Annotated in this window: 12 protein-coding genes, 1 pseudogene and 1 riboswitch; of the genes and pseudogenes, 2 read left to right on the plus strand and 11 right to left on the minus strand. The window is 65.9% G+C overall.

Annotated elements, in window-relative coordinates:
- Window positions 1-63: 63 nt before the first annotated feature.
- From AC0VYD_RS15445 to AC0VYD_RS15495, 11 genes and pseudogenes are all read right to left on the minus strand, one after another.
- The gene (locus AC0VYD_RS15445) at window positions 64-219 is read right to left on the minus strand and encodes a hypothetical protein (protein ID WP_475476230.1); all 156 of its coding nucleotides are present in this window, start codon (window positions 217-219) and stop codon (window positions 64-66) included.
- On the minus strand, window positions 216-458 hold the full coding sequence (locus tag AC0VYD_RS15450) for a hypothetical protein (RefSeq protein WP_475476231.1): 243 nt from the start codon (window positions 456-458) through the stop codon (window positions 216-218). Before AC0VYD_RS15450 ends, AC0VYD_RS15445 begins: the two co-directional genes overlap by 4 nt.
- Window positions 459-762: 304 nt before the next feature.
- Window positions 763-1,050, minus strand: a complete 288-nt coding sequence (locus AC0VYD_RS15455; protein WP_475476232.1) for a hypothetical protein — start codon at window positions 1,048-1,050, stop codon at window positions 763-765.
- A gap of 686 nt (window positions 1,051-1,736) precedes the next feature.
- Window positions 1,737-2,108, minus strand: a complete 372-nt coding sequence (locus AC0VYD_RS15460; protein WP_475476233.1) for a hypothetical protein — start codon at window positions 2,106-2,108, stop codon at window positions 1,737-1,739.
- A gap of 435 nt (window positions 2,109-2,543) precedes the next feature.
- Window positions 2,544-2,918, minus strand: a complete 375-nt coding sequence (locus AC0VYD_RS15465) for a transposase family protein (protein ID WP_475476234.1) — start codon at window positions 2,916-2,918, stop codon at window positions 2,544-2,546.
- On the minus strand, window positions 2,872-3,216 hold the full coding sequence (locus AC0VYD_RS15470; RefSeq protein WP_475476235.1) for a transposase: 345 nt from the start codon (window positions 3,214-3,216) through the stop codon (window positions 2,872-2,874). Before AC0VYD_RS15470 ends, AC0VYD_RS15465 begins: the two co-directional genes overlap by 47 nt.
- Window positions 3,213-3,515, minus strand: a complete 303-nt coding sequence (locus AC0VYD_RS15475; RefSeq protein WP_475476236.1) for a transposase — start codon at window positions 3,513-3,515, stop codon at window positions 3,213-3,215. Before AC0VYD_RS15475 ends, AC0VYD_RS15470 begins: the two co-directional genes overlap by 4 nt.
- Window positions 3,516-3,531: 16 nt before the next feature.
- Window positions 3,532-3,723: pseudogene (locus tag AC0VYD_RS15480) on the minus strand (transposase); the annotation flags it as partial.
- Window positions 3,724-4,270: 547 nt separating this feature from the next.
- Window positions 4,271-4,762: a hypothetical protein gene (locus tag AC0VYD_RS15485; protein ID WP_475476237.1), complete on the minus strand. Its 492-nt coding sequence runs from the start codon at window positions 4,760-4,762 to the stop codon at window positions 4,271-4,273.
- 11 nt (window positions 4,763-4,773) lie between these two features.
- A complete protein-coding gene (locus tag AC0VYD_RS15490; protein ID WP_475476238.1) occupies window positions 4,774-11,937 on the minus strand; it encodes an RHS repeat-associated core domain-containing protein in 7,164 nt (2,387 codons plus the stop codon).
- Window positions 11,938-12,013: 76 nt separating this feature from the next.
- On the minus strand, window positions 12,014-15,535 hold the full coding sequence (locus tag AC0VYD_RS15495; RefSeq protein ID WP_475476239.1) for a LamG-like jellyroll fold domain-containing protein: 3,522 nt from the start codon (window positions 15,533-15,535) through the stop codon (window positions 12,014-12,016).
- Window positions 15,536-16,045: 510 nt separating this feature from the next.
- A riboswitch (cobalamin riboswitch) is annotated at window positions 16,046-16,225 on the plus strand.
- Between the two features lie 25 nt (window positions 16,226-16,250).
- Here AC0VYD_RS15495 and AC0VYD_RS15500 point away from each other — a divergent pair.
- Together AC0VYD_RS15500 and AC0VYD_RS15505 are read left to right on the plus strand one after the other, a co-directional pair.
- Entirely contained in the window at window positions 16,251-17,297 is a 1,047-nt protein-coding gene (locus AC0VYD_RS15500; RefSeq protein WP_475476240.1) for an ABC transporter substrate-binding protein, read from the plus strand.
- 8 nt (window positions 17,298-17,305) lie between these two features.
- Complete coding sequence (locus AC0VYD_RS15505) at window positions 17,306-18,397, plus strand: FecCD family ABC transporter permease (RefSeq protein ID WP_475476241.1); 1,092 nt, start codon at window positions 17,306-17,308, stop codon at window positions 18,395-18,397.
- Window positions 18,398-18,414: the final 17 nt, after the last annotated feature.

Below are 18,414 nucleotides of genomic sequence, written 5' to 3' on the forward strand. Positions count from 1 at the left end.
ACCCTTGATGCGACGCAAAGATAACACTTTCGCTGTCGATGAATTCACCAACCCCCTCTTCGATCAAAAAACTTTCATTTCTTGTTGAAAATTAACTACTTGCGGGTAAAATATATCCGTTCCAACAAAAAGCTTTCCTGCAACCCCACCCAGGTTTACCATGAAATTTTCATAGGCCCCCGGCAGGCGACCATCCAAATTCACACGAAGTTCGATCAACTCTCCTTCGGAGATGCCCCGAACCGAATCCCCATCTGACTGGAGCCTCTTGGCAAGGTCATTGAAATTAATGATATCAACCCCAGGAAGTATTTACTTGGACACCAGGAAATTTCTCCGAGAACTGAGAAATAAGCCCCTGGCAGGATCAGCGATTGGCGGACGATATCGGCCAAAGCTTCCAGCACCACCAGTGCAGCCCCGGTGCGGGTCCGGCGGTCATCCTCTTTGAAGGTCACATCCCGAACTTGGTGCACTCGCTTCTCCACCGCCCAGCACCCGCTAGCGTGAGTGGCCAATTCCGCAGGTCAGACCCATTTATGGATCAGTAGCCAGAACCCCCTCACCGATATTGACGTCCTCGATGGGCTTGGTGGACCCATCGGCCATCACCACACCCATGCCGGGAACGAAGCTGTTTCTTTTACCACCCGGACAGATACTGGAAATTTTCTTGTTGGCCTTGTTCAGGCCCTTGACACCCTTGATCAGATCACCGGCCAGGGCAGAGATCCTCCGGCCCGATTCTGACGCTTTGCCCCATCACAGCCCCACCACCTCACCACGGCGTATCCCGGTCATCACCGCTAGGTGGAAATGGTGCAGGAAGTGTCGGATCTGTTCGACCGTCCATACCGTTACTGCCGACCGAACGTCCTCGTGCGCCCATTTGGCCACGGCCTGGGTGATCCACACCACCGGTCGCGCGCTCTGCCCACCCTCCAACCGCAACCCGTTCGCCAGATTGGAGTCCAGCAACCGCTCGCGCACAGCGGTGTTGAACGCTGCGCGCAGCGTGGCCCGGATCCGCTGCACTGTGGCCGGAGACACTTGTCCCCGGCCGGAGTGGTGTGTCGACGGATCTACTTGAAGGCCTCCTAGACCAGGCTGGGGTCAGCTCCTCCAACGGCACCGCGCCCAGATGAGGTGTGAGGTAGCGGTGGGTGTGCTCGACGTAACTGGTACGGGTCAAAGGCCGTAACCGGGTGCGGATGGTCAGCCACCGATCCAACCACTGCGACAGCGTCAACACTGCCGGACCGTTGTCGACCCCCTCAAGTTCCCGGGCCTGGCGCAGCCCTTCACGGGCGGCTTCCCGGGAAACGAACCCGCCCCGGCGCAGGCGACGCCTGCCGCCTGGTGTGTTCGAAGTCCAGGGTGAAGTACCAACTTCCGGGATCGCTCCTCGACAGCCCCGAACAGCGACCCTCCCTGGCCTTCGCGTTCTTGAATCCTCGGCACCCGCAACGCTTGTACACCGAACCCGATCCAGACATGACCAACACCCCTGAAACCAGTATCCGCCCCAGAAAGCGTGTGCCCCACACCCCCAGGATGGGCGACCTTCAGGTTCGCTCACTGCGCCCCGAGTGACGGAAGGCAATCCCGACACACGCTGCAGTCTCTCCCAACCTCGGTTCGAGATAGTTACTGACGGACAACCATGACATCAGGATATTCGAAGATTCCCACCTTCCAACTCGATACAAGCACTTACTTCACAAAACCATCTACAGCTATCCCGAAATTCTATAATCACTCCACCTACCAAAGAAAACATATTCAATTTGCCTCTGCAAGGCTCTAACGCCAGGAGACATAGAGTCAGCAACCGAAACTGCTCCATACATGGACCTAAAGGAGGTTTTTAGATCCAAGGACAGCCAATCATCGAAATTTGGCACCAGAATTGCAATCGGCCGACCACCGGTCGCATAAAAATCCCAAATTGCGTCAGTAAAAAGCCCCCACGAAACTTCACTTTCTCGTCGCAATCCCAGAATCTGCAGCACCCTTGCTGCAAAAATTCTTTCAGAAGGATCCAGGCCAAGAACAACTTTAACTACATCGAAACCTGCATCCGACAGCGAGCACCGAACATCCTCCACGAAGGAGGTCTCCACCAATTTTGGGTGACCCGAACCCGAGGGAAGGGACTCGTGAATATCGATATGCTGCGCATGGGAAAAATCATGCCGAACCCAAGGCGGTCTACCTGAATTAACAACAGCCACAATGTGGACCTCTTACCTCAATAAAACCGTCATAATAACTAGAGTGCCAGACTTCTCCACGCCCCCAAAATACGAGCCTTCCATCCGGACGCTCTCGACCCAGAGTAGGAAATACGTCAGTCTCAACATAGTGAGCCTTTTTCATCCTGCTTCTCGGAGTTGAAGGACGAGTACAGCTCGGGTGATCTCGCCTGCCCGTTGTGGGCAGCAGTGTAGGCGGCGCAGGATGTCCCAGTTCTTGAGCTGGGCGATGGCCCGCTCCTCGGGTGAGCGCAGCCGGGCGTGCTCGGAGTTGACTTCCTTCTTCCATCACGGCTTGTCGCGGCCCTTGAACGGGCAGAACACCACCTCGGACAGGCCCACGTACCTCTTGTCTCCCAGCCCGAGCAGCCCTGCGGCCTTGATGCGCTCGGCGATCTTCCACACCCGGGCCGCCTTGGTGTCGTGCACCGCTGCGGGCAGCGACCAGGAGGTCCACAGCGGTTCGCCGTTGGGGGCGGCCACCACCTGGACGTTCATCCCGTGTCTTTTGTGCTTGCCCGGGTAGAAAGGCTGATCGGCTTTGATGCGGTCGCAGGCGATGAGGGTCCCGCCCACGAGCAAGAAGGCCCAGCCCTTAGAGCGTGTTTGAGAAGGGTCAGGAAATGAGGTCTTCGCTTGTCCAAGCACGCTGACGAACGGCATCTCGTCCCCGTGCTAGGCGGCGGGCCATCTGGCTGATCGCGGCCCAGCGCACCATCGCCTCGGACACCGCCGGGTCGCGCTCGTAGTCCCTGGCCAGACGCCGGTGAGCGGTCAACCACGCCAGCGAACGCTCTACCACCCACCGCCGCGGGATCACCGCGAACCCCACCTGGCTGGGAGCCTTGCGCACGATGTGCACAGTCGTTCCCACGAACCTCTCGGCCCAGGCCACCAGCCTTCCAGCGAACCCTGCGTCAGCGAACACGAACCGCACCGGCGTGCACAGGTACAGGCTCAACAGGGTGGTCCTGGCCCCGTGTCCCGGTCCTGAACCGAGGCAGCCATCACGCACACCACCAGCAACAGCCCCAGGGTGTCGGTGACGATGAACCTCTTGCGGCCGTTGACCTTCTTGCCCGCGTCATAGCCCCTATTCCCCTGGCCGACGGTGTCGGTGCCCTTCGTGCTCTGGGAGTCGATGATCCCGGCCGAGGGCTCGCCCCCGCGTCCTTGCGTGCTGCGCAGCCGGCGGCGCAGCACGGCCATGACCTGCTCGGTGACCGTGGCTTCCTCCCAGCGGGAGAAGTACCAGTACACGCCTCTGCCAGGGCGGGAAGCCCACGGGCAGGTGCCGCCAGGAGCAGCCGGTGCGCACCACGTAGCCGATCGCGTCCACTACATCGCGGCGGGGGTGCTTCTCGGGTCGGCCACCGGTGTTGGCCGGTGGGAGCAGGGGTTCGATCAGGGCCCACTGGTCATCGGTCAGGTCAGAGGGGTAGGTCGGGCGTCGCGGCATGGGGGGCATACTCGCGGCCTGACGGCAGCAGCGTGGGCGAAGTGCCCGGACCGTTACCCCTTCTCAAACACGCTCTCAGACTCCTCACCCGAAACGGTCTCGTCCCCTTCAGGGGCATCACGTTCACTCGTCGGGTCAACGGTGATCTGCACCAGGCTCTTGGCACCCGACCCCACGATCGTGGCCAACACCGTCCGGGCCGACTGCTCACCCGTTTCTGGATCAGTGGCAAGGACCTTCTCACCGATATCGACATCCCCGATCGGCTTAGTGGACCCGTTAGCCATCACCACCATGGCCCCAGGAGCGAAACTGTTACAGAGTCCCCACCTGGATGTTCATGCCTTGGTGTTGGTTCTTACCGGAATAGAACGGCCGGTCAACTTTCTCACAGGAGGCCTATCGCCTCCCACCAGGCACAATCCCGAGAATGACACTACCGCAGACAAGCATCCCGTGAATCACGAAAAACCAGAACTGCAACTAAAGTACCAGGAACACCTCACCTGCAGAAGGCAAGCATCAAACTGCAAAACTAACTTGCAGGGATTAAAGATCAATGTCCACCTCGACACCGATTCCTAAATATCTTACCCAGGAAGTAATTATCCTGCAGTCCAGGATGAATAAAAACAATTTCACGGAACAAGCCATCCATCACTGAAGCCAAATTATTGTGGTACTCACCAATTGATACCTGGGAAACCTCTCGCGCCAGGTCAGAGGCAATCAAGACGTCACCACCATGCCGCATAAAATACATCCGAAAAGACATATCAGCAGGTTCAACCTGAGAACCTTGATGAGCCTGCAGCTCTTTGCAAGCCAACTCCAGCATCAGGAAATAATCAATCACTGGACGAAAATTTTTACTGTCTCCGAACTCAACACCACCAATGGAGAATTCAACCCTGGCTCGAAAAAGGTCGTGAATGATTGCGCTTCCATCGACCTCCGACCAAGGAACCCGCCTCCCCTCTTCATTCACTGGATTCCACCCTGAAGACCAGGAGCAATCCCCCTCATCTGCAATAAATTCGATCCACACAATCGCCACCATTAATACATATAACGAGGAGCCACAGACGTGAAGTTATCATCCTTGATGAACAATCTCAATCCATTTTGACCATTCATTCCAATTTCAGGTTCATCGAATTCTTGGTCGAGATAGTAACCACTTCTCGGATCATTCTTAGAGCGCTCTGACCTCGCCCCATTTTCAGCAGTGGATTCAACCAGTCCTCTAAATTGATTTTTATCTACGATTTCCGAAGATAGGACGTTTCCACTCTTTCCCTCTTCATGGTATTCTCCTCCATATTTATGCTTGCTCCACGCATGATCGATCGCTCCATCAGAAATGGTTACCTTACAATTGTGGTTGAGGACATCCAGCGACTCTGTCGCCACATGGTAGGTGTGGACGCCCTGCACGGTCAGGTTATGGACCGTGGCCGTCTGGGTCCAGGCCTGGACCGCGCTGACCTGCACCCAGGTGCCGGACGAGGTCTGCAACCACATCCCAGGAGCGAGGTCGATCGCCTCCACCCACAGGCCCAACTCCGGCACCCAGAACGGGTGGCCGTCGGTCGCCACGATCACGTCACCGACTGCTACCGGCCCCGGAGCGCCCTCAGACCCCTCACCCGAAACGGTCTCGTCCCCTTCAGGGGCATCACGTTCACTCGTCGGGTCAACGGTGATCTGCACCAGGCTCTTGGCACCCGACCCCACGATCGTGGCCAACACCGTCCGGGCCGACTGCTCACCCGTTTCTGGATCAGTGGCAAGGACCTTCTCACCGATATCGACATCCCCGATCGGCTTAGTGGACCCATCGGCCATCACCACCGCCGTCCCGGGAACGAAGCTGTTTCTTTCACCCCTCGGACAGATACCGGAAATTTTCTTGTTGGCCTTATTCAGGCCCTTGACACCCTTGATCAGATCACCACCCAGGGCAGAGATCTTCCGGCCCAGCTCCGCCGCCTTACCCCAGCGCAGACCGTATTTCGCCGCAATCTTGGCAGGCAGCCCGCCGACGAACATCAACGCCACGTTGACCGCGGTCTCACCACACGCACCCAGATCACCGGAGGTGAAACACTCCAGCCCGGCAGTGATACCGAGCTCGTCGGCCACCAACTGCGCCAAACCGGTCGCCGCAGAGATCAGCTTTTGCTTTGCTTCTTCTTTCTCAGCCTGGGCTTCACGATAGGCCTTGGACTGTTTTTGATCCTGATAGGTCGAGCCACTACTTCCGGACCTGGATCCGGATCCAGACCTCGACGAGGAAACCCTGTCGGCCCAATTCATTGCGCGCTGAACTGACGGAAGGGCGTAGACGTTCACCCCGCGCTTCGCGAAATAGGCGGCAGCCGTGTTGATCACAATCCGAACAACACGAGCAGCCAAGGCCATGATAAAGAGACCATCGGGGTCCGTGAAGGAAACCGGGTTGTTGTTCGCGTAGACGTACCCGTGCATCTGCTGGTGGTCGGTCACGTCCATGACCGGGTCCGGGGAAATGAATCTCCCCAGCGTCGAGTCGTAGGCTCGGGCTCCGATTTGGGTCAACCCTGTGGAGGCGTCAACCGTGCCGTTGACGAAACCACGCTCCGAAGGCCAGCTACCGGCAGCTTCCCCGCGCTCGGTACCGAACACGCTCATGTACCGGTGCGTCGCCTCACCGGTGCGAGCATCGACGGCGACCTGGCCGGTGCCGTGGTGGTCGGCGTGGATCCACGACAGGGTGCCGTCGTTCTGTCGGACCGCGACCGTCTCCCCGGCGTGGGAGTAGAACCGGGTGGCCTCTTTGACCAGGTCTTCCTTGTCCAGGCGCAGTTCCATGCCCGGCAGGTAGAGCGTGGTGGAGGCCGGGTCCTCACGGATCAGCCGCTGCCCGTCGGCGTCGTAGGTGTAGGAGGTCTCCGAGCCGTCCTCCTCGGTGACCCGGGCCAGGTTGCCTTCGGCGTCCCACTCCAGTTCCTGGTCACGGGAGGAAGTGGTGCGGCCGGTCATGTTCCCGGCCTCGTCGTAGGAGTACTCCTCCAGCCGGGTCCCGCCCGGTCCGGACTCCTCCACCCGGGTCAGCGCCTGGGGCGCCACGTCGGTCGCATCGCCGTGCTGGTAGGTACGGGTGATGTCCCCGCCGGGAAGTCCGTGCTGGACCTCGGTGGTGCGGTTGCCGAGCTGGTCGTAGGTGTACTCGTGCCAGTACGGAGCCGCACCGCCCAGGGCCTCGGCGGAGGGTTGGGCCGCGCACGCCTCCTCACCGGTGGCGTCGGGGGTCCACACCCCGGTCATCCGGCGCATGTGGTCGTAGGTGAAGCACTGCACGTCCGACTGGAGGTGTTCGGCGGTGGGTTCGTCGCGCAGGCTGAGGACGTTGCCCGCGTCGTCGTAGCTGTAGTAGCGGTGCACCAGCGACCCGGTGAGACCGCGTTCGGGCACCAGGGTGGTTTCGGCCACCCGCCCCGTAGCGGGATCGTAGTCGCGGGTCATCCATGTGGCGTCGGTGGTCGACGAGTCCCCGGTGTCCAGGGCGATCTGGCGCAGTTCACCGAGCCCGTTGTAGACGGTGTCGGTGACGTATTCGGTGAACCCCGACATGAGGGTGGGCATGCCCAGCTCGTTGTAGCTGTAGCCGATGGTCTCCTGACCCAGCCCGCCGGCGGCGGGCATGGACAGGCTATGGACCGAACCGTCGACGTTGTACTGGGTGGAGAAGCGATAGCGCCCGGACAACATGGGTTGGCTGTCGGGAATGCGGATCTCGGTGGTGGTGGGCCGGTAGAACTGGTCGTAGCGCACCACACGGGAGGTGTAGGCGTCCCCGCCGTCGTAGCGGGTGGACGAGGTCAGGTGGCCCTTGGCGAGGGTGTCGTAGACCCACTCGGCCCGTTTCTCCCCTTCCGGGGAGTCTTCGTACAGCCCGACCTGACGGCCGATCTCGTCGTAGGAGTAGGCCAGGGTCTGCCCGCGGGCGTCGGTGGCGGAGACCATCTGGTCGAGCTCGTTGTAGCCCATCGTGGTGGTACCGCTGATGGGGTCGTCCGTGCGCACCAGACGGCCGCGCAGGTCGTAGGTGTGCTCCCAGACGTTGCCCTCGGGGTCGGTGACCGTGGCCAGCTCGTCGTTCTTGGCGTAGGTGTAGGTGATGGCGTCGTAGTCGCCCTCGGGGGTGCCCCCGTGGTGGGTGCGGACCTCGCTCAGACGCCCCTGGGCATCCACGATGGAGGTGGTGGCCACCGCCCCGTCGGGTGGGGTGACCAGGGTGCGCTCGCCGTGGTGTTCGGTGCTGGTGCGCCAGCGCTCCTCACCCAGGGCCACGTGGATGTTGTCGGTGACCCGTCCCGCGCCGTCGTAGACGGTGACGGCCTGGCGGGGGACGTCGGCGTCGTTGGCGACGACGAACAGGGTGTCGGTGGCCTCGTCCTCGTTGTAGTAGGGCTCGCGTTCCCGGACGACCTGGCCGCGGGTGTCGTGGAAGGTGTCCGTGACGAGCCGACCGCCGCCCGGAGCGGGGCTCTGGGTCTGCCGCGGACGTAGGAAGGCGTCGAAGATCTCGTGGCTGGTGGTGTACTCGGTGCGGGTTTGCAGGGTGTGTGTGGTGATCGAGGTGGGTGCGTCCTGGCGGACGTGGTACTCGAACTTCGTGGTGGGGGTGTCGGTGGCCTGGTCGCGGTCGGGCAGCCACACTCCGGTGAGGCGGCCGAGCGGGTCGTAGGCCATGGTCATGGTGCGGCCGTTGGCGTCGGTCTCGGAGACCGGAAGGCCGCGGGTCGGGTCGACCTTGGTGCTCGTGGTGTGGCCGACGGGGTTGGTCTCGGTGACCGATGCGGGCAGGCCTTCGGAGGTGAAGGTGTACTCGGTGGTGGTCACCCCGCCGGAGGCGTCGGTCTCGGAGACGGTGTTGCCGAAGTCGTCGAACCCGGTCTGGTCGACCGTCTGGTAGACGGGCTCGCCGTCGGCGTAGGAGTCGAGCTTCTGGGTCCTGGTGGGCAGGCCCTTGGTGGGGGTGTCCCCGTGGTCTCCGCCGTCGTAGGAGACCAGTTCGTCGGTGATGACGTCCTCGGGGCGGTTCGGGGTGTCCGCACAGTCGACGGCAAGGGTCTCGACACGGGAGACGAGGTTGAGGATGCGGGCGTCGGTGTTGTTGACGTAGGTGGTGTTGACGCACTTCTCGTCGCCGTCGACGTCCACGTCACCGTGGTCGCGGACCCGGGTGACGGCGCCGTCGTCGTTGACGGTGTTGTCGACCCGGGCCTCAAGCCAGGAGTCATCGGCGAGACGGGTGAGGCTGATGACCTGTTCTGTCGCGATCTTGGTGGCGGTCTGCTCACCCCAGTCATGGGTGACCTTGGCGGTCTGCTTCCACCAGGGGGTGGTGATCTCCCGGGAGATGTCCTGGCCGCCCTCGCCGTCGCGGACGATGACCTCGCGGACGGTGCCGTTCAGTTCCTTGTGGTCGGTGTGCTCGACCCCGCGGGAGTCGGTGACGGCCACGGAGCGTTTACCCGAGGGCTGCTTGTCCTCGTGCATGCCCTGGAAGTACAGGTACTCGGTCTCGGTGCGTTCCTCGTCCTCATGGCCGGTGCGCACGATGACGCGGTCGTAGCCGCGCCAGTCGGCCCAGGTGCGGTACTTGTCCTTGACCATGCCGTCGGCCTCGGTGTACCGCCAGGCCGGGTCGCCGACGTAGTCGTAGCTGGTGGTGAGCGTGGGCTGGTCCGAGACCAGGTCCACTTCGTTGACCTCGGTAACCACGTACTTGTGGAACCAGTCGGTCAGTTCCACCCCGCCCTCGGGGGTCCACAGCACCGGGTAACACCGCTTGGTGTTCTCGTGCGGCTCGGGCGTTTTCCCGGGTTCGCACTCGGGTTGGGAGTAGTTGATGTCGAACTGGCCGCCGGACTCGGTGTAGATCGAGGTGATCCGCCAGCGCAGCATGGGGGCGATGTCGTCGGAGGGCGAGTCGACCCGGTTGGGCATCTGGGTGCCCGCGAAACTGATCTTGGGCAGTGACTCGGTGCCGCCGACCTTGCCGACGTGTTCGATGGAGTCCAGCCACAGGGTGGGGCCGGTGCCATCCCCGGATTCGGGGAAGGAGTGCTCCAGTTTCCAGGTGTCCACGTCGGTGTAGGAGTCACCGTCGCGGACCTGGGTGGTGACGGCGTCGAGCTTCTTGGTGGACCAGAAGGTCGGCGAGTGCCGTCCGGAGCAGGACTCCCCCGACTTGCAGTCCTGGTCCAGGGGCACGTCGGGCCAGTGCTCGGCGTTGCCGGAGGTGCGCTTGTCGGCGGCGCAGTCGAAGGAGTCGGTGACCAGGCACCGCTCGGAGTCGGAGAAGAGCACCCGGGCCGGAGCGGTGGCGTAGACGTCGTCGCTGCGCAGCCCGTACTCGATGCGCTTGACGTTGGCCGCGCGCACGTAGGGGGTGGCGGTTTTGGTGAGGTTGCGGCCGTAGTGGTTGGTCTCGGCGTCGTAGTAGAACGTCATGACGTTGCCGTGCACGTCCACGACGTAGTCGAGGTTCCACTTGTTGGCCTGCTGGCACCAGGAGTCGGCGAAGTCGGAGTCGTAGCAGGGCTGGCCCGACTCGGGGGCGTAGACCGGCAGGGTCTGCGCCGATTCGGTCTCCGGGTCGCCGCTGGACCAGCCGGGCAGGCGGTTGCGGCCGAAGAAGTACTGGGTGCCGTCGGGGGTGGTGACCTTCCAGTACTCGCCGTCGTGGGCGCCGTTGTCGGCGCCGGTGAGGCGTTCGACCCTGGTGCCGTCGTCGTTGGACAGCCGGTAGGAGCCGTCGTCGTCCTTGATCAGCGCGCCGGAGTGGCCGGTCATCGACAGGGTGACGTTGTCGGTGTTCCAGCACAGGTCGCCGGTCTCGTGCCCGGAGTCCACACAGGCGGAGTAGCGGCGTTCGATCGCGCCGGGGGCGTAGGCGAACCCGTCACCGATCCAGGAGGTCTGGTTGTTGGAGGTGGCGATGCGCCCGTCCACCCCGCCGGAGGAGTAGCCCAGCCCGACCGCCGGGTTCAGGTCGCTGGGGGCGGGGGGTGTGGCGAAGGCGTAGGACCAGGAGAAGTCGCCGGACTGGTTGTTGACGTTCCAGCTGGAGGCGGCCGAGAGCTGGGTCGCCCCGTAGTCGCCGTTTCCACCGGCCGGGGCGGCGGCCAGAGCCACCAGGGATCCCTGGGGTGCGGCGCTCACCCGGGCGGTGATGTGGTTTTCCCCGGTGTCGTTGTCCAGGAGCACGGCCGAGTCATGGGCGGCGGTGTCCTCGTCCGCACAGGACTCGTCGAGCACGCACTCGTCGAGCTCGACCATGGTCAGACGGGAGGCGTAGTCACCACCGAAGGCCTCGGCGAAGCCGGAGTAGTCGACGCCGAGCTCGACCGGCGCGACCGACGCGGAGTCGTCGGTGCGACTCACCCGCAGCAGCAGACCGTTGACCCCGGCCTGCTCGGCCTGGTCCCGGTCCAACACCTCGACCTGGGCCGAGGCGACCGGTTCCGGTTCGGGGACCTCGACCGGCTCGACCGGCGCGGGGGCCGCGGGAGTCCGGGATTCCTCCTCGGCGGCGCTCTCCTCGGGCTCGGAGGGGTCCGAGTGCCGTTCCCGCTCGGCGGCGGTCCCGTTCCCTCCGCGGTCGGCCTCCTCGTCCGTTGCGGTGGCGTCGGGATCCTCGGCGGGTGCGGCTTCCCCGTCCGCGGACTCGGGTTCTTCGGACTGCTGCTCGGCCGCCTGCTCCTCGGCTGCCTCTGCTTCCTCGGCCGCCTTTTCCTCCAGGTTCCGGGCGGCCTCCGCCTCCAGCACCTCCTGCCAGTGCTCGGGGACCTCCCAGTCCTCGAACTCCTCACCGCTGACGGCCCCCACGGTGACCAGTGAGTCCTCCTGGGCGCTGAGCGTCCGCGCCCGATCCTGTCCCAGGTCGACGTCGACACTGGTGGCCTCCGGCCAGGCCACGGAGGCCGGGGAGGTCATCGCGGCCTCGGCGACCGCGTCGTCCTCGGACAGGGCCTCGGTGACCGCCTCGCTCCCCTCCACGGAGGGTTGTTCGGCCACCTCCGGGCGGGGGTTGTAGGCGGTGGCCGAGGCCGGGAGCGTGTTCAGCAGCCCGGCGAACACCACCAGGGCCACGGGGTAGACGATGGCGCGGCGGATCGGTCCGGGCCTGGTCGAGGGGGCGGGTTCAGGGGTGTCACTGCGCGGGGTCACAGCAAGCCTCCTGTCACCCCGCCTTCCGGGGCGGGGCGACGGTTACGAGGGGAAAGGGGCGGGGGTGGAGCCTGGGTCAGCCTCGCGGAACGGGGATCCGTCCCGCGTAGACCTGGGAGAGTTCGCGTTCGTTGAGCACGCCTTGGTAGGTGTGGGCGTCGTCGAGGTCGCCGGACCAGAAGTAGGTGTTGGCACCGCGGTGCTGGCCGCTGCCGATGCGCACCGGTCCGTCGGCGTGCCAGGCGTGGTCCACGGCCACACGGGATTCCTCGAAGCCGTTGACGTAGAGCACGAGCTGGCCGTTGGTGTGGTCGTAGACCCCGGCCAGGTGCACCCACTCCCCCAGCCGGGCGGGGGTGGTGGAGTAGGCGTAGGTCCATCCGGCGGCCCCCTCGGTGGGGGCGTCGTCGTGCGGGGCCATCTTGAAGGTCCAGTTGCCGTTGGAGCCCTGGTAGCCCAGGTGGAAGCCGCTCTGGAACTCGCCGGCCTGGCTCAGGGCGGAGACGTTGACGCTCCCGCCGGTCTCGTCCAGGCGTGCCCAGGTGGCAACAGTGAAGCTGCGGTCGGTGCGCACGGCCGGTCCGGTGGCCTGGACGTACTCGTCGTCACCATTGAGCCGCACCCCGGGTGAGAAGGTGATGTCGTTCTCGGCGCGGTCCCAGGCGGTGCCGGGGTCGGCGTGCAGGGTGGCGTCCAAACCGTGGTCGGTGGAGTCGGCCACCTCGGTGCCCTGGTACTCGTCCAGCGCCCAGCGCCCTTCGGGGGCCAGGGGCCGGTTGGCCAGTCTCCACACCTCGGAGTGCTGCTCAGCGTCGGTGACGGTCTCGTCCAGGACCAGGCGGTCCCAGACCTTGACGTCGTCGACGGACCCGGGCCAGTAGTAGTTTCCCGCCCCCTGGAACAGTGCACGGCCGACGGTCAGGGGGCCGGTGGCGTTCCAGGAGCCGGTGTGGGTGGACGCTCCCTGCCGGACGCCGTCGACGTAGAGGACGAGTTCTCCGGTCTGGGAGTCGTGGGTGCCCGCCAGGTGGGTCCACACCCCGGTCTCGGCGGGGGCGGAGGAGGTCACCACGGCCCACTCCCGGGAGCCGTCCCAGTGCTGGTCCTCGGGGGACATCTTGAACACCCACTCGCCGGTGTTGCCCTGGTAGCCCAGGTGGAAGGCGCTCTGTTCCTCGCCCTCCTGGGCCACCGCGGTGTGGTGGGCGTGGGCGCGGTCCAGCTTGACCCAGGCCGACACCGAGAAGGTGCCGCTGGTGTCCACGGCCGGGTAGTCGGCGTTGATCTGGTCGTAGGGGCCGGGGTCGCCGTCGGTGTAGCCGCTGGTGTGCACGGCGGTGCCGTTCAGGCGCGGGGTGGGGTTGGTGTCGGGGTTGTCGACGGCGCCGACCCGGCCGCGCACCCACTCCACGCCTTCGGAGAGGGTGGCCCCGCGGTCGGGGTCGACGGCGTCGGCGGCGCGGTCGCCCTGACCCTCGTCGAAGGCCAGGTGCGCGACCGGGTCGCTGGGCGGTGCCACCAGGAAGGTGTGGGCCAGGACGCAGTCGGAGGAGTTGCCGAAGGCGTCCACGGTGCGGGCGTAGATCCGGTTGGGTCCCTCCAGGCGGGGTGTGAGGGTGACGGTCACCGATCCGCCGGGGGTCTCGGGCTCGACCTCGGTGACGCAGGAGTCGTCGTTGAGGGCGTACTTGTAGCCGGTGGCGTCCTCGACCCCGTTGTTGGAGAAGGTGAACTCGCCCGGCAGCCCGGTGGAACCGTGGAAGGCGTCCCCGGCCGGGTAGTCGGTGGAGGTCACCTCCGGGCCCTGTTCGGGGCGGTCGGTGCTGACCGTCAGGTAGCAGCGGGTGGACCATCCCGACCAGGAGACGCCGTCGTTGGCGTTGGCCCGGTAGGTGATCAGCACGTTCTCTGGGAGAGCGCCCGAGCGCACCGACTGGAAGGAGCCGGAGGACCACACGGCGATGTCGGTCCTCGCGGTGTCCACGTCATCCAGGCGTTCGCCGTCCACCCACCACGCGAAGCGGGTCTTGACCTTCTGCCGGTTGGCGGAGGTGGAGTCGCGGTCGCGCACGTAGGCGGTGAAGGTGGGGCGGGTCTCGTTGATCAGCCGGGGGTCGTCGGGGTCGGTGGAGCAAGGGCCGCCGTGGGAGTCCGACACCTGGGTGGGGATCTCAGGAGGGTTGTTGTAGTCCACCTGCAGGGTGGGGTTGGAGGCGAAGCGGCGCCAGTCCCAGTTACTGCTCGAACGGGTCTCGTTGCCGCGCAACCCGACCGTCGTGGTCGCGTGCCCGGCGTCACGGCTCCACACGTACCCGTCGGTGGCGTTGAACTCCACCGACGGGGAGGCTCCGCCGGGGCAGTTGGAACGCCCCGCGTTGATGGTGCGGGTGTCGAGCCTGGTGTTCCAGAACGAGGACGGGTTCTGGGAGTTCCAGGTGGTGTTGGAGGTGATCGCGTTGGTGCGCCACAACTGGACGCGCGCGTCGGTACACCCGTAGGCGTGGGTGACCTTGGCGCGGAACGTGGCGCGGGTGATGTCGGCGTCACGGGTGCGCGAGTCGACGCGGAACCGCCAGAACGCGCGCTTGGTGCTGCCCTCGTTCGGTTCGTAGCCCACGCCGGGGGTGTGCGAGGTGGAGTAGTTCCAGTACGACTGGCCGGGGTAACTGCGGTTGACGTAGGTGCGCCCCACTCGGCTGACCGCCACCGAGGGGTCGATGTAGACCGGGTACTGGGTGGCCTCGTCGGTGAGCATCGCCGCGTCCGGGACCAGGCGGATGCTGTCCGGGGCCAGATCGACGTCCAGCAGCGCGGTGCGGGCGCCGGTGGGTGCCATGACCGTGGCGTCCTCGGCCATGTCCTGTTCGCCCGATGAGTCCCACATGGCAGGGGCGAGGGCGCTGAACACGCTCTCCTGGCCGCGATCGCCAATGGCGTCCAGGTTGCCGTGCTCACCGAGCCGCATGGTCACGCCTTCGGTGGCCAAGCCGAGCTCCAGATCGGCCAGCATCTCGTGCCGGGCCGCCTCCGGGGTGTGCACCACCAGCACCTGGCCGAAGCCGTCGGCCCCCGCGGTCAGCACCAGGTCCACGTCGGGCAGCACGTCCGGGTAGGTGGCCTTGTCGGCCTCCAGTACCGGTGCGGGCAGGTCCTCGTGCCAGCCCAGGTCCACCGAGTTGGAGCCCAGCCCGATGCTCGCCAGCGCCGTGTCGCCGCCGCCGGAGAAGGCGATGTCCGCGGCCGCCGCCCTGGGGCGCACCCTGCCGTCGGAGTCCGTCACCAGGTCGGTGTCGACCGGGGTCCACCCGCTGCCGTTGCGCACCCGGACCGGGTGGGCGTTCTGCTCCATCGTGAAGCTGCCGTCGGGGTTGGCCAGATGGCGTGTGGTCTCGGTGGTAGCTCCGGCGATCTCCACCGGCTCCCCGGTCTCGTTGGCCCGGGTGACGGCGGCCTGCTCGAAGAGCTCCGCGGTGGAGGCTGAACCCTCCTGAGGGGACGGACCGGGTTCCTCCTGTGCGTGCGCGGTGGAGTGGAGGAAGGGGGTGAGCAACGCGGCTGACAGGGCGGCAGCGGTCACTGCTCGCACGGCGCGGGACATGGCGGTGTGCTCTCTAGGCCCAGGTATGGGGGATGGCCGAGCTGTGGGGGCGCCCCGGTTGCGGGACGGCCTCGACCGTTTCCTGAAACCGAGAAGGAAGTTAACAGGACAAAGTGAACACGGAACCCGTGACCCACTTCACTCAAGGCACCAGAATTCCTTCGGCCTGCACTCTCCTCCGCAATTTTCCCAAAAGATGCACTTTTGGCCGAGATCGGACGACGGATCAAGGTTTGAACCTGCTGATCCGGAGATCTCGGGTTCACCTCCTGTCGGGCGCGGCACGGAACCACAGGCCAGGGCCTCGAACTCCTGTGACCCGGTGGTGCCCCGCGTGCACGGTCCCGGGGCGGGTCCGGGCCGGAACCGGCCTCGCCGCGCCAGGAGCCCGGTCACGTCATCCACGCACCCGCTCCCGCTGCCGATCCGGGGGCCCGGCGGCAAACGGGAGCGGGCTTCCCCGGGGAAACCCCGGTGTACTACCGTGATCCGTTGATTACCGACACAAGTTCATTTCGTCGACGTCGCAGTGCACGGGAAGCCGGTGGGAATCCGGCGCGGTCCTCGCCACTGTGACCGGAGGGCGCCTCCCACACGCCACCGGACCCGCACGGGTCCGGGAAGGGGGCAGGCGCGGGGCACAAGCCCGACTCCGGGAGCCAGGAGACCGGCTGCGACCGTCCGCGTCATCAAACCACGAAGGATGGTTTGTTCGATGAAGCCCACCGACGCACGGGCGGCCCTGGGCCGTGCCCGTTCCGCCGCCGTTCTCGCCCTGCTGCTGGCCGTGACCGCCTGCGGCGGGTCCCCCTCCTCCCCCGCCCCGGAAGCCGCCGGGGAGACGATCCGCAACTGCGACGTCGACGTGGCCGCGGCAGAGCCGCCGGAGCGGGTGTTCGCCGCCTACCAGCCCGCCATCGAGACCGCCCACGCGCTGGGCATCAGCGACCGCCTGGTCGGAACGGCGTTCCTGGACGCCGAGGTGATGGACGAACACGCCGCCGCCCAGGCCGAGCAGGAGTACTACCCGAACCTGCCGAGCCTGGAGGAACTGCTCAGCCACGAGCCCGACTTCGTGCTCTCCGGGTTCAACGGCGTGTTCACCGACGAGAGCCTGGGGACCCGGGCCTCCCTGCGCGAACTGGGCGTCGAGAGCTGGATCCTGTCCCCGCTGTGCCCGAGCGAGGACGGCCGCACCGACGAGACCATCGACCCCGCCACGGTGACGATGGACAACGTCTACGCCGACCTGCGCGACCTGGGAACCCTCTTCGACGAACAGGAGCGCGCCGAACGGGTCATCGCCGACATGGAGGCCACCGTGGAGGAGGTCGCCCAGGCCCTGGAGGGCCGCGTGGCGGAGGAGGACCGGCCTACAGTGATGATCGGTCGGCCCAGCGACCAGGGGTTCCGGGTGGCCGGCGGTCCGGACTTCTCCACCGAGATCATCGACCTGGCGGGCGGGGTCAACGCCTTCGCCGACCTCGACGGCAGGCGCAACCACGACGTCGCCACCGAGGACGTGATCGCGCGCGACCCCGACTTCATCCTGGTCGACGTGTGCTGTGACGCGCGGATGACCTCCGCCGACGCCGCCGACCAGATCGAGCAGATCATGGGAGACCCCGCACTGGCCAACCTGACCGCGGTCACCGGGGGCCGGGTCGAGGGGTTCACCTTCGCCGACCGCTCCGCGGGCGTGCGCAGCGCGGACGCGGTGGCCAAGGTCGCCGGGACCATCCACTCCGACCTGTTCGGGTAGGCCGGGCGATGGTCGACCGTGTGGCCGAAAGGCCCCTGTCCCCCGCCCCCTCCGAACCGCGCAGGCAACCGCGGACCCCGTCCGGCGGCTCCGGGATGCTCAACGGTCCTTGGGGCCGAAGCGTCGGGCTGGTGGTGGCGCTGCTGGTGCTCGCCGGGGCCCTGTTGGCGTCGGTACTGGTCGGCTACCAGCAGTTGTCCGTAGCCGACGTGTATGCCGCCTACGCCGGTTTCACCGGTTCGGACACCGACCTGGTCGTGCGGCACCTGCGGGTGCCGCGCACCCTCGCCGGGCTGGCCGTCGGGGCGGCCCTGGGCGTGTCCGGGGTCCTGGTGCAGGGGGTGACCCGCAATCCCCTCGGCGACCCGGGGATCCTCGGCATCAACGCGGGGGCGGCCCTGGCCGCGGTCCTGGCGATCAGCGTGCTCGGGGTGTCGGCGCTGCTGGGCTACGTCGCCTTCGCCTTCCTGGGCGCGGCGGTGGCCGCCTGCGCGGTCTACGCCGTCGGGTCGCTGGGCCCGGACGGGGCCGGCCCGGTCAGGCTCGCGCTCGCCGGCGCCGCGATCTCGACCCTGCTGGGGTCGCTGACCTCGGCGATCATCCTGCGGGACCGCGCGGGCCTGGACGAGTACCGGTTCTGGGTGGTGGGTTCCCTGGCCGGGGCCGACGGTGCGGCGCTGCTCCAGGCGCTGCCGTTCCTGGTCGCCGGGCTGGTGCTGGCGGTGGCGCTGGCGCGCCCGCTGAACGCGGTGGCGCTCGGTGACGAGCTGGCCCGCTCGCTGGGGACTCGGTTGTGGCTGGTGCGCGGGGCGAGCGCGCTGGCGGTGGTGCTGCTGGCCGGGACGGCGACCGCCGCGGCCGGTCCGATCGGTTTCGTGGGGGTCGCGGTCCCGCACATCGCGCGCGCCCTGGTCGGCCCCGACCACCGTTGGGTGCTGCCGTGGTCGGCGGTGCTGGCGCCCGTCCTGCTGCTGGTCGCCGACGTCGTGGGCCGGGTGGTGGCGCGCCCCGAGGAGCTCCAGGTCGGCATCGTCACCGCTCTGGTCGGTGCGCCGTTCTTCATCCTCCTGGTGCGACGGCGAAGGGCGGCGGGACTGTGACCGGGTGTTCCGGAGTG

This window comes from Nocardiopsis sp. iso_40 (assembly GCF_056173285.1).